Below are 12,723 nucleotides of genomic sequence, written 5' to 3' on the forward strand. Positions count from 1 at the left end.
TCTGCTTCGCTAACCGATGAATTTGCTGAAACGTTACGCTGTGCCCGTAGCCTGCGCGGCGGCTGTCCTGGCATTGGCGGCCTGCTCGTCGTCGAAGGACGCGCGCCGCGTGCCGACGCCGCTCACCGAGTTCAAGCCCGTCATGGACGTGCAACAGGTCTGGAAGGCGAGCGTCGGCAAGGGCGGGCGCTACCTGTTCTCGCCGGTGGCCGTTGGCGACGCCGTCTACGCGGCGGGCGAGAACGGTTCGGTCGAGAAGATCGACGCGAAGACGGGCCAGACGCTGTGGCGCGCGAAGGTCGGTTCGGACCTGTCGGCCGGGGTCGGCAGCGACGGCAACCTGACCGCGGTCGGCGCGTTGAAGGGCGGCGTGTTCGTGCTGGGCCCCGACGGCAAGCAGCTGTGGAAGACGAGCGTGCAGGGCGAGATCTTCTCGCCGCCGCTGGTCGGCAACGGTCTCGTGATCGTGCGCACGATCGACGGCCAGGTGATCGCGTTCAATGCGCAGACGGGCGAGCAGAAGTGGAACTACCGCAACCGCGCGGTGCCGCTGAACCTGCGCGTGTCGGCCGGCATGACGTTCGCGGGCGATGCGGCCGTGCTGGCGGGCTTCCCCGGCGGCGGTCTCGTCGCGATCAACCTGCAGACGGGCGAGCCGTTCTGGCAGACGCCCGTATCGTTCCCGAAGGGCGTGACCGAAGTGGAGCGCATCAACGACGTCAGCGGTCCGCCGACGCTCGTGGGTGCCGAAGCGTGCGCGGTCACGTTCCAGGGCCAGCTCGGCTGCTTCGACGCGAACTCGGGCCGTCCGCTGTGGGAAAAGGCGTTCTCGAGCCGCAGCGGTCTCGCGCAGGATGATTCGGTCGTCGCCGGCGGCGACGACTGGTCGGTCGTGACGGCCTACGACGCGGCGAGCGGCAACCAGCTCTGGCGTAACGACAAGCTGAAGAGCCGCGACGTCGGCGTGCCCTACCTGCTCGGCCGTGCGGTCGTGATGGGCGATTATCAGGGCTTCGTGCACTTCCTGTCGCGCGAGGACGGCAGCTTCATCGCCCGAATGAAGACCGACGGCAGCGCGATCACCGCGGCGCCGGTCCTGGCGGGCAATACGCTCGTCGTGCAGACGAAGGACGGTGGTCTGTACGGGTTCCGTCCGCGCTGACGCGCACGTAACAGGCGCGACCGCGGCGCGGCGGGCTCGTCCCGCGCGCCGCGGTCGCGCGACATGAAGGCGGCCGGTGTCCCCGGCCGCTCGGTATTTGAAAGGCAGTTCGAAACGAAAGACGACGGCGCGCAACGCGCGCCCGGCGCGCGCATCCGGCGCGGCGCGAATTCGTGATATTTTCATTCAGCGCAGCCGCCCGCAGCAGCGGGCCTCCCGCTGCTGCGCATCACCGTAGAAAACACAGATGAAACCGGTCATTGCCCTCGTTGGGCGCCCCAATGTGGGGAAATCCACGCTGTTCAACCGGCTCACGCGTTCGCGCGATGCGCTGGTCGCCGACTTGCCGGGCCTGACGCGCGATCGCCATTATGGCGAAGGGCGGGTCGGTGCACGGCCGTATCTGGTCGTCGATACCGGCGGCTTCGAGCCCGTCGCGAAGGACGGCATCCTGCACGAGATGGCACGTCAGACGCGCCAGGCCGTCGAGGAAGCCGACGTCGTCGTGTTCATCGTCGACGGCCGTAACGGCCTTGCGCCGCAGGACAAGTCGATCGCCGACTACCTGCGCAAGACTGGCCGGCCGATCTTCCTGGTCGTCAACAAGGCCGAGGGGATGAAGTACACGGCGGTCGCGACGGACTTCTACGAGCTCGGGCTCGGCGATCCGCGCGCGATCTCGGCCGCGCACGGCGACGGCGTGACCGACATGATCAACGAGGCGCTGGAAGTCGCATACGCGGGCCAGCCCGAGGAAGCGGACGAGGACGATCCGTCGCGCGGCATCAAGATCGCGATCGTCGGCCGGCCGAACGTCGGCAAGTCGACGCTCGTGAACGCGCTGATCGGCGAGGACCGCGTGATCGCGTTCGACATGCCGGGCACGACGCGCGATTCGATCTACGTCGACTTCGAGCGTAACGGCAAGAAATATACGCTGATCGACACCGCGGGCCTGCGCCGCCGCGGCAAGGTGTTCGAGGCGATCGAGAAATTCTCGGTCGTGAAGACGCTGCAGTCGATCTCGGACGCGAACGTCGTCATTCTTCTGCTGGATGCGCAGCAGGACATTTCCGACCAGGATGCGCATATCGCCGGCTTCGTCGTCGAACAGGGCCGCGCGCTCGTGATCGGCGTCAACAAGTGGGACGGTCTCGACGATCACGCACGCGATCGCGCGAAAGCGGATTTGACCCGCAAGCTGAAATTCCTCGACTTCGCGAAATCGCACTACATTTCGGCCGCGAAGAAGACCGGCATCGGCGCGCTGATGCGCTCGGTCGACGACGCGTACGCGGCGGCGATGGCGAAACTGCCGACGCCGAAGCTCACGCGCGCGCTGATCGAGGCGGTCGAGTTCCAGCAGCCGCGGCGTCGCGGTCCGGTGCGTCCGAAGCTGCGCTACGCGCACCAGGGCGGCCAGAATCCGCCGCTGATCGTCATCCACGGCAACGCGCTCGACGCCGTGACGGAAACCTACAAGCGTTACCTCGAAAACCGATTCCGCGAAACTTTCTCACTGACCGGGACTCCATTGCGCATAGAGTTCCGTTCGTCGAACAACCCGTACGCGGACAAGGGCTGAAGCATGTCCTGCAAGGGATAGGCCGCATGGCCTACGCCCGGGCGGGGCATGCAAAATCGGCTATAGTGTAGCGATTGGCGCCGGATCTCTTTTTCTTCGTCGCCAATCCAGATCAACCTGCAAAAAAAGATGGAGTACGCCATGAGCAACAAAGGGCAATTGTTACAAGACCCGTTTTTGAACGCACTGCGCAAAGAGCACGTTCCCGTTTCGATCTATCTCGTCAACGGCATCAAGCTGCAAGGGAACATTGAATCGTTCGACCAGTACGTCGTGTTGCTCCGTAATACGGTGACCCAGATGGTCTACAAGCACGCCATCTCGACGGTCGTGCCGGCGCGCCCGGTGAATTTCCACCCGGACGCGGAAGCCTCGTCCTAACCCATCGCAGCGGCCGGCGTCCGGTCGCCGCGAGCGACCGATGCCAGCCGCCTTATCTTGACACCCGATAATTTGATCAACGCAGCGCTCGTCGGCATCGACTTCGGCAAGACCGATTTCGAAGCCAGCCTCGAAGAACTCAGTCTTCTCGCCTCCAGTGCGGGGGCCCGTCCCGCCGTCACCCTCACAGGTCGTCGCGCCAGTCCCGATGCCAAGATGTTCATCGGCAGCGGCAAAGCCGAAGAATTGCGGCTTGCCTGCGACGCGCACAACGTCGAAATCGTCATCTTCAACCACGCACTGGCACCGGCCCAGCAACGCAATCTGGAGCAGGCGCTTAACAGGCGGGTGGTCGATCGCACGAGCCTCATCCTCGATATCTTCGCGCAGCGTGCCCGCAGCCACGAAGGCAAGCTGCAGGTCGAGCTCGCGCAGCTGCAATACCTGTCGACCCGCCTGATTCGCGCGTGGACCCACCTGGAGCGGCAAAAGGGCGGTATCGGCCTGCGCGGCCCCGGGGAAACCCAGCTCGAAACCGACCGCCGGTTGATCGGCGAGCGCATCAAGATGCTGAAGTCGCGGCTCGACCGGCTGCGCAGGCAGCACAGCACGCAGCGTCGTCAGCGCGCGCGCAGCGGCACGATGTCGGTGTCGCTCGTCGGCTATACGAACGCGGGCAAGTCGACGCTGTTCAATGCGCTGACGAAGGCGCAGGCCTATGCGGCCGACCAGCTGTTCGCCACCCTCGATACGACGTCGCGGCGCGTGTACCTCGGCGACGAGGCAGGTCAGATTGTCGTATCCGATACGGTCGGGTTCATTCGCGAACTGCCTCACCAATTGGTTGCCGCGTTTCGCGCGACCCTCGAGGAAACAATCCATGCGGATCTGCTGCTGCACGTCGTCGACGCGTCGAGCGTGGTGCGGCTCGAACAGATCGAGCAGGTGAACGGCGTGCTGCACGAGATCGGTGCGGACACGATCCGGCAGGTGCTGGTGTTCAACAAGATCGACGCCGTGCCCGAGCTGGCGGCCCGCGGCGACGCGGTCGAGCGGGACGAGTATGGTAATATTTCGCGCGTCTTTTTGAGCGCACGCACCGGTCAGGGTCTTGATGCGTTGCGTGCCGCCATCGCCGAGATCGCCTCCGCGGAACACCTTTCCGGCGCGACGTTACCCAACGGCGCGCTCGACGGCGCACCCGCTGAACCACACGAAGACCACACGATTTCCGAACACGGGCGCTAACCGGTCCCGGCCGGTTCGCCGGCGTCTAATCTGGTGAACAAACTCTGGTGAACGAATACAACGAGCGGAGTACCTGGCGGCGGATACGCGCCTTGCTGTCGATCAACGATCCCCGCTGGGGGCGCGGCGAAGGCAAGGGCAACGACGGATCCCGTCCGCGTGCGAATGAATCGAAGCGTCCGCCCGGTGGCGACGGTGACGGTCCGCCCGATCTCGACGAGATGTGGCGCAACTTCAACCGGCGTCTGAGCGGCCTGTTCGGCGGCAAGGGCGGCAACGGCTTCCGGCCCGACAATGGCCGGGCCGCGCGCGTCGGCGTCGGCATCGTGATCGGCGTGCTGGTCGCGGTCTACGCGGGCAGCGGGCTGTTCGTCGTGCAGGACGGCCAGACGGGCGTCGTGCTGCAGTTCGGCAAGCTGTCCGGCACGGTTGGCCAGGGCGTGCACTGGCGCGCGCCGTATCCGTTCGCGTCGCACGAGATCGTCGACACGTCGCAGGTCCGTTCGATCGAGATCGGCCGCAACAACGTCGTGCGTCTCGCGAACGTGAAGGAAGCGGCGATGCTGACGCGCGACGCCGACATCGTCGACGTGCGTTTCATCGTCCAGTATCGGATTCGTTCCGCAACCGACTACCTGTTCCGCAGCGTCGATCCGGAGCGCAGTGTGTCGCAGGCCGCCCAGGCCGCGGTGCGCGCGATCGTCGGCACGCGCAGCGCGGCCGACATGCTGAACCAGGATCGCGATGCACTGCGCGAGCAATTGTCCGCCGCGATCCAGCGCGATCTCGATCGCTACCAGTCGGGCCTCGAGATCACGGCCGTCACGATGCAGAGCGTCGCGGCGCCCGAGCAGACGCAGGCCGCGTACGCCGAAGTCGCGAAGGCGCGCGAAGATCGCGAGGCCGCGAAGCGTGCCGCGCAGGCCTATGCGAACGACCTGCTGCCGAAGGCGCAGGGCAATGCCGCGAAACTCGCCGACGAAGCGAAGGCGTATGCCGATCGCGTGGTCACGGAGGCAGAGGGCGACGCCGACCGGTTCAAGCAGGTCTATGCACAGTATTCGAAGGCGCCCGCGGTGATCCGCGAGCGGATGTACCTCGAGACGATGCAGGAAATCTATTCGAACGCGACGAAAGTGTTCGTCGGCAACAAGGGTGGCAACAGCGTCGTGTATCTGCCGCTCGACAAGCTCGTCGAGCAGGGGCGACAAGACGCCGCGAATGCCACGACGCCTGCCGGTGCGTCCGCGCCCGTCACGGCTTCGGCTCCGGCCGCCGCTGCGTCGAGCGCACCCGCGAGCGCGGCTTCGGGCGCAGCGGCGCCCGCACCGGGCAGCGACGTGCTGCGGTCGCGCGAAGCGTTCCGCAGCCGCTCGCGTGAAGACGATACGAAGTAACGGAGAGCGCAGAACATGAACCGAATCATTGCGCTCGTCGTCGCAATCGTGATCGCCGCTTTCGCGGCGTCGTCGACCGTCCTGACCGTCGACCCGCGCCACACTGCCGTGCTGTCGGGCCGCGACGGCGCGCAACCCGAACTCGCGGGCCCCGGCATCCATTTCAAGCTGCCGCCGCCGCTGCAAACGGCGACGCTGATCGACACGCGCCTGCAATCGCTCGAGTCGTCGGATCCGCTGCAACTGGCGACCGAAGACAAGCACGACCTGCTCGTCGCGTATGCGGTCAAGTACCGGATCAGCGATCCGATGAAGTATTTCACGGCGACGGGCGGCGACCCGGCGGCCGCCACCGAGCGTCTGGCCGGCGCGCTGAAGAGCGCACTCGGCGACGCGTTCGGCAAGCGTGCGCTCGACGACGCGCTCGGCGGCCAGCGCGACATCGCCAATGCGGCGCGCGACGCGGTGCGCGCGAAGGCGTCGGGCTTTGGCGTCGATGTGGTCGACGTGCAGTTGACGCGCGTCGACTTGCCGGCTGCGCAGACGGATGCCGTCTATCAGCGGATGATTGCCGCGCTGCGCGACCAGGCCGCACGGGTGCGCGCGGATGGCGCCGCCGATGTCGAGCAGATCAAGGCCGACGCGGAACGCGAACAGCAGGCGGTGCTCGCGAATGCGTACAAGTCCGCGCAGACGATCAAGGGCGAGGGCGACGCGAAGGCCGCGTCGATCGCCGCCGATGCGTTCGGCCGCGATCCGCAGTTCTACCAGTTCTACGCGAGCCTGCAGGCTTACCGGAATACCTTCAAGCGCAACGACATCATCGTCGTCGACCCCGACAGCGAGTTTTTCCGTTTCATGCGCAGCCCGACGGGCGGTGCCGCACCGGCGGCACCCGCTCCCCGCAAACACTGACCTTGGGGCGCCGCGTCGAGCGGCGCCGTCGCTCGCATGGATTTGGCTGGCTCGTTGTTGCTCGCGGTAGCACTGATGCTGATCATCGAGGGGGCGTTCCCCTTCGTGTTTCCCGTCGCCTGGCGCGACACGTTTCGTAGAATAGCGGAGCGGCCGCCGCATCATATCCGGATCGGCGGGCTCATCGTGATGGCGCTCGGGCTCGTCCTGCTGCTGCTCGCCACCTGATCCGGACGGCGCACCCGCCGTTCGTTCCGCCCGATTTCCGATTTCCGATTCATCTCGCGGCGCGCGTGTCGCGCCCTGTTTCCTGTCGTAGGACCGTAACGATGTCGACCTGGTTACTTCCCGAGAATATCGCCGACGTACTGCCGTCGGAAGCGCGCAAGATCGAGGAGCTGCGCCGCAGGCTGCTCGATCGCTTCCGTTCGTACGGCTACGAAATGGTGATGCCGCCGCTGCTCGAATATCTCGAGTCGCTGCTGACGAGCGGCGGCGCCGACCTGCGCTTGCGTACTTTCAAGCTGGTCGATCAGCTGTCGGGCCGCACGCTCGGCCTGCGCGCGGACATCACGCCGCAGGTTGCGCGTATCGACGCGCACCTGCTGAACCGCCAGGGCGTGACGCGTCTCTGTTATGCGGGCCACGTGATGCATACGCGTCCGCGCGGCCTGCATGCGACGCGCGAGCAGATCCAGATCGGCGCCGAAATCTACGGACATGCCGGACTGGAAGCCGATCTCGAGATCCAGCAGCTGATGCTCGACGCGCTGCACCTCGCGGGGCTGTCGCGGATCCGTCTGGATCTGTGTCACGCGGGCGTGCTCGCGGCGCTGCTCGCACGCGACGCGCAGGCCGCCGAGCGCGGCGAGGCGCTGTACGACGCGCTGTCGGGCAAGGACGTGCCGATGCTGAACGAACTCACCGACGATCTCGGCGCCGATACGCGCGCGGCGCTGCGGACGCTGCCGCATCTGTACGGCGACGCGAGCGTGCTCGACGAGGCACGTGCACGCCTGCCGGTGCTGCCCGAGATCACGCGCGCGCTCGACGATCTCGCGCAGCTCGCGGCGCAGGCGAAGGGTGTCGAGGTGGCGATCGATCTCGCCGATCTGCGTGGCTACGCGTACCACAGCGGCGCGATGTTTACGGCGTACATCGACGGCGTGCCGAACGCGATCGCGCGCGGCGGCCGTTACGACCACGTGGGCCAAGCCTACGGTCGCGCCCGCCCGGCGACGGGCTTCTCGCTCGATCTGCGCGAGCTTGCGCGGATTTCGCCGATCGAGGCGCGCGGTACCGCGATTCTCGCGCCGTGGGCACAGGACGACGCGCTGAGCGCGGCCGTTGCGGCGCTGCGCGATGCGGGCGAGGTCGTGATCCAGGCGTTGCCGGGGCATGACCACGTGCTCGACGAGTTCGCCTGCGACCGTTCGCTTGTCGAGCGTAACGGCGCATGGGTGGTCGAACCCCGTTAAACAGAGGTTCGCGGGCCGTCGTTCGACGTGCATATCGTTGAAGCGAAACGGAAAAATTCGGAATCGCCCGCGAACATAGGTAGAATACGTTTTTAACCAGCTAACGAATCAACATGTCTGCCAGCGCAGTGAACGTGACTCCCGGGCGCAATGTCGTCGTCGTGGGAACGCAATGGGGTGATGAAGGCAAGGGCAAGATCGTCGACTGGCTGACGGACCACGCTCAGGGCGTCGTGCGTTTCCAGGGCGGTCACAACGCCGGCCACACCCTCATCATCGGCGGCAAGAAAACCATCTTGCGCCTCATTCCGTCGGGCATCATGCGTGAAGGCGTCGCCTGCTACATCGGCAACGGCGTCGTCCTGTCCCCCGAGGCACTGTTCAAGGAAATCGGCGAGCTGGAAGAGGCCGGCGTGAACGTGCGCGATCGCCTGTTCATCTCCGAAGCCACGACGCTGATCCTGCCGTACCACATCGCAATCGACCAGGCGCGCGAAGCGCGCAAGGGCGCCGGCAAGATCGGTACGACCGGCCGCGGCATCGGCCCCGCGTACGAAGACAAGGTCGGCCGCCGCGCGCTGCGCGTGCAGGACCTGTTCGACGCGAAGACCTTCGCCGACCGCCTGCGCGAAAACCTCGATTTCCACAACTTCGTGCTGACCCAGTACCTGGGTGGCGCGGCCGTCGATTTCCAGGCCACGCTCGACACGATGCTCGGCTATGCCGATCGCCTGAAGCCGATGGTGGCCGACGTGTCGCGCCGCCTGTACGACGCGAACAACGCCGGTCAGAACCTGCTGTTCGAAGGCGCGCAAGGCACGCTGCTCGACATCGACCACGGCACCTATCCGTTCGTCACGTCGAGCAACTGCGTCGCGGGTGCGGCATCGGCGGGCGCCGGCGTCGGTCCGCAGAAGCTGAACTACATCCTCGGCATCACGAAGGCGTATTGCACGCGTGTCGGCTCGGGCCCGTTCCCGAGCGAGTTGTACGACGCGGACAATCCGCAACGCCAGGACCAGATCGGCGTTACGCTGGCGAACGTCGGCAAGGAATTCGGCTCGGTCACCGGCCGTCCGCGCCGCACCGGCTGGCTCGACGCAGCGGCACTGCGCCGCTCGATCCAGATCAACGGCGTGTCGGGCCTGTGCATGACGAAGCTCGACGTGCTCGACGGCCTCGATGAAGTCAAGCTGTGCGTCGGCTACAAGATCGACGGCAAGGATGTGGACATCCTGCCGCGCGGTGCGGCCGACGTCGCGCGCTGCGAGCCCGTGTACGAAACGTTCGCCGGCTGGAAGGAAAGCACCGTCGGCATCAAGACGTGGGACGCGCTGCCGGCGAATGCTCAGGCATACCTGACCCATGTCCAGGAAGTGGCCGGCGTGCCGGTCGACATGGTTTCGACGGGGCCGGATCGCGACGAGACGATCCTGCTTCGCCATCCGTTCAAGGTGTAATTCTCAGCATGACGCAGCAAATCACGATGACGGCGGCAGACTTGATGACCGATCCGCGCAACGACGACAAGAACCTGTGGGTAGGCTGGGACGAATACCATCGTCTGATCGAGCTGCTTGCGCTCCAGGTGCATGCATCGGGCTGGAAGTTCGACCAGATCCTGTGCCTCGCGCGCGGCGGTCTGCGCGTCGGCGATCAACTGTCGCGCATCTACGACGTCCCGCTCGCGATCCTCGCGACGAGTTCGTATCGCGAAGCGGCCGGCACCGAGCAGGGCGAGCTCGACATCGCGCAGTACATCACGATGACCCGTGGCAACCTCGAGGGCAACGTGCTGCTGGTCGACGATCTCGTCGATTCGGGCGTTACGCTCGCGCGCGTGCAGGAGCACCTGAAGGAGCGCTATCCGGCGGTCAAGGCCGTGCGCTCGGCGGTGCTCTGGTACAAGGGTTGCTCGAAGGTCAAGCCTGACTATCACACGCAGTATCTGCCGACGAATCCGTGGATTCATCAGCCGTTCGAAGAGTGGGACACGGTTCGTCCTCACAATCTCGAGGCGTGGATCAAGCGCGGTCGCGCGCAGCGCGACGGCTCGGGCGCGTGAGCGGCCGGTCGATCGAAGGAAAGCCTTGTACGGCGCCGCTTGCGGCGCCGTTTTTTATTGCAGCAGCGGGCCGGTGAGCGCCACAATCGGTGTTCGCGGTAGGCAGACGGCGCGGCCCCGGCTATGATGGCAGCCCTGCCACAGCTTGCGCGGGATTGCATGCGCGGCGTGGATCACGTGGCTTCAGGGCAACAGGGCAGGACGGTTTTTCAGGGGGGCGCGAGTAGAATAGCGCTCGTTTTGTCCGAACCGGACCCGATTATTAAGCTTCATATGAACGACACGATCCAGGCGACCGACGCAGCCCATGCGCATTCGACGCACCAACACTCGATGCGGGCGCTTGCGATAGCGGCCATCGGCGTCGTGTTCGGCGACATCGGCACGAGCCCGCTGTATGCGCTGAAGGAGGCGTTCAGCCCCGCACACGGCATTCCGCTCACCGAAGGCTCGATTCTCGGGGTGATCTCGCTGCTGTTCTGGGCGATCATCCTGGTGGTCGGCATCAAGTATCTGCTGTTCGTGATGCGGGCCGACAACAACGGCGAGGGTGGCGTGCTCGCGCTGATGGCGCTGTCGCTGCGGCCGCTCGACTCGAAAACCCGCGTCGCGGGCGCGCTGATGGCGCTCGGGATCTTCGGCGCGTGCATGTTCTACGGCGACGCTGTGATCACGCCGGCGATTTCCGTGATGTCGGCGGTCGAAGGTCTGGAGATCGCGACGCCGCACCTGTCCCATCTCGTGATGCCGATCACGATCGTGATTCTGATCGCGCTGTTCTGGATCCAGCGTCACGGCACCGCGATGGTCGGCAAGCTGTTCGGGCCGATCATGGTGCTGTGGTTCATCGCGATCGCGGCGCTCGGCGTGTATCACATCGTGCGCGTGCCGGGCATCATCGCGGCGATCAACCCGTATTACGCGGCGTCGTTCATGTCGGAGCATGTGCTGCAGGCCTATGTCGTGCTCGGTTCGGTCGTGCTGGTGCTGACCGGCGCGGAAGCGCTCTACGCGGACATGGGCCACTTCGGTGCGAAGCCGATTCGCCTCGCCGCATACGGGCTCGTGATGCCGTCGCTCGTGCTGAACTACTTCGGCCAGGGCGCGCTGCTGATCCAGAACCCGAAGGCGATCGAGAACCCGTTCTTCCTGTTGGCGCCGGAATGGGCGCTGCTGCCGCTCGTCGTGCTGTCGACGGTTGCGACCGTGATTGCTTCGCAGGCCGTGATTTCGGGCGCGTATTCGCTGACGTCGCAGGCGATCCAGCTCGGCTACGTGCCGCGCATGAAGGTGCTGCATACGTCCGAATTGGCGATCGGCCAGATCTACGTGCCGGTCGTGAACTGGCTGCTGCTGTTCGTGATCCTCTGCATCGTGATAGGCTTCAAGAGCTCCGACAACCTCGCCGCAGCATACGGTATCGCGGTGACGGCGACGATGGTGATCACGACCGTGCTCGCGGCCGTCGTGATGGTGAAGGTGTGGAAGTGGAACCGGCTGCTCGTCGGCGCGATCATCGCGGTGTTCCTCGCGGTCGACCTGGGCTTTTTCGGCGCGAACCTGCTCAAGGTCGCGCAGGGCGGCTGGCTGCCGCTCGGCATCGGCGCGCTGTTGTTCTTCCTGCTGATGACCTGGTACACGGGCCGCCACATCGTCAAGGAGCGTACGGCTGCCGACGGTATCCCGCTCGAGCCGTTCCTGCAGGGGCTGCTCGCGCATCCGCCGCACCGTGTGTCGGGCACCGCGATCTACCTGACCGGTAACGACAAGCTCGTGCCCGTCAGCCTGCTGCACAACCTGAAGCACAACAAGGTGCTGCACGAGCGGACCATTTTCCTGACGTTCGTCACGCGTGACATCCCGTATGTGCGCGACGACAAGCGCCTGAGTGCGCGCGACGCGGGCGGCGGCCTGTACATCGTCAAGGCCGAATACGGCTTCAACGAGACGCCGGACGTGAAGGCAGTGCTCGAGGAATTCGGCCGCACCCATGACATGACGTTCGAACTGATGGATACGTCGTTTTTCCTCGCGCGCGAAACGGTCGTGCCGACGCATCTGCCCGGCATGTCGATCTGGCGCGAACGCGTGTTCGCATGGATGCATCAGAACGCGGCGAAGCCCACCGACTTCTTCTCGATCCCGGCGAACCGCGTGGTCGAGCTCGGCACCAAGATCGAAATCTGACCGGCACGCGGGCCGCACATGCGGCCCAAGCCGGTTCGGCCGCGCTTGCCGAGTGTCAAGTCCTGGAATAGGTTGACAGTATCCAGACGCTAGAACGCCCGATGCACCGCATCGGGCGTTTTGTATTCCAGGGCGGCGTGTGGCCGCTCATGGTTGTAGATGTGCACGGACTGTTCGACCATCTTGGCGGCCTGCTCGAGATCAGCAGGACGCTGCAGCAAGAACTCCCCCTTGAGGATACCGTTGACCCGCTCGGCCAGCGCATTCTGGTAGCAGTCGTAGCCGTCCGTCATCGAACAGCGCAA

General features: G+C 65.5%; 12 protein-coding genes. 11 read left to right on the plus strand and 1 reads right to left on the minus strand.

The window, feature by feature from the left end:
- The first annotated feature begins 16 nt into the window (after positions 1-16).
- From bamB to WS49_RS15350, 11 genes are all read left to right on the plus strand, one after another.
- Positions 17-1,162: an outer membrane protein assembly factor BamB gene (bamB, locus tag WS49_RS15300; RefSeq protein ID WP_059529933.1), complete on the plus strand. Its 1,146-nt coding sequence runs from the start codon at positions 17-19 to the stop codon at positions 1,160-1,162.
- A gap of 247 nt (positions 1,163-1,409) precedes the next feature.
- Entirely contained in the window at positions 1,410-2,747 is a 1,338-nt protein-coding gene (der, locus tag WS49_RS15305; protein ID WP_044848985.1) for a ribosome biogenesis GTPase Der, read from the plus strand.
- Between the two features lie 141 nt (positions 2,748-2,888).
- Complete coding sequence (gene hfq, locus WS49_RS15310) at positions 2,889-3,128, plus strand: RNA chaperone Hfq (protein ID WP_006399927.1); 240 nt, start codon at positions 2,889-2,891, stop codon at positions 3,126-3,128.
- 72 nt (positions 3,129-3,200) lie between these two features.
- Positions 3,201-4,376 (plus strand): GTPase HflX, encoded by a 1,176-nt coding sequence (gene hflX, locus WS49_RS15315; RefSeq protein ID WP_179949254.1) that lies wholly within the window; start codon positions 3,201-3,203, stop codon positions 4,374-4,376.
- A gap of 47 nt (positions 4,377-4,423) precedes the next feature.
- Positions 4,424-5,773, plus strand: coding sequence for an FtsH protease activity modulator HflK (gene hflK, locus WS49_RS15320; protein WP_059529939.1), 1,350 nt, complete (start codon positions 4,424-4,426; stop codon positions 5,771-5,773).
- Positions 5,774-5,788: 15 nt separating this feature from the next.
- Complete coding sequence (gene hflC / locus WS49_RS15325; RefSeq protein WP_059529941.1) at positions 5,789-6,688, plus strand: protease modulator HflC; 900 nt, start codon at positions 5,789-5,791, stop codon at positions 6,686-6,688.
- A 36-nt stretch (positions 6,689-6,724) separates the two neighbouring features.
- Positions 6,725-6,916: a DUF2065 domain-containing protein gene (locus WS49_RS15330; RefSeq protein WP_009687995.1), complete on the plus strand. Its 192-nt coding sequence runs from the start codon at positions 6,725-6,727 to the stop codon at positions 6,914-6,916.
- Positions 6,917-7,017: 101 nt separating this feature from the next.
- Positions 7,018-8,166 (plus strand): ATP phosphoribosyltransferase regulatory subunit, encoded by a 1,149-nt coding sequence (locus tag WS49_RS15335; RefSeq protein WP_059529944.1) that lies wholly within the window; start codon positions 7,018-7,020, stop codon positions 8,164-8,166.
- A gap of 113 nt (positions 8,167-8,279) precedes the next feature.
- Positions 8,280-9,626 carry an adenylosuccinate synthase gene (locus WS49_RS15340; protein ID WP_059529948.1) on the plus strand — a complete coding sequence of 449 codons (1,347 nt, stop codon included), beginning with the start codon at positions 8,280-8,282 and terminating at the stop codon, positions 9,624-9,626.
- An 8-nt stretch (positions 9,627-9,634) separates the two neighbouring features.
- Positions 9,635-10,231: a phosphoribosyltransferase gene (locus WS49_RS15345; RefSeq protein WP_059464415.1), complete on the plus strand. Its 597-nt coding sequence runs from the start codon at positions 9,635-9,637 to the stop codon at positions 10,229-10,231.
- A gap of 273 nt (positions 10,232-10,504) precedes the next feature.
- A complete protein-coding gene (locus tag WS49_RS15350) occupies positions 10,505-12,418 on the plus strand; it encodes a potassium transporter Kup (RefSeq protein WP_059529950.1) in 1,914 nt (637 codons plus the stop codon).
- Between the two features lie 89 nt (positions 12,419-12,507).
- On the opposite strand, the gene WS49_RS15355 is transcribed toward WS49_RS15350, so the two are convergent.
- On the minus strand, positions 12,508-12,723 hold a 216-nt coding region (locus WS49_RS15355), incomplete at its 5' end, for an integrase core domain-containing protein (protein ID WP_156441396.1).

Source organism: Burkholderia sp. RF7-non_BP4 (assembly GCF_001521935.1).
GTDB lineage: Bacteria > Pseudomonadota > Gammaproteobacteria > Burkholderiales > Burkholderiaceae > Burkholderia > Burkholderia diffusa.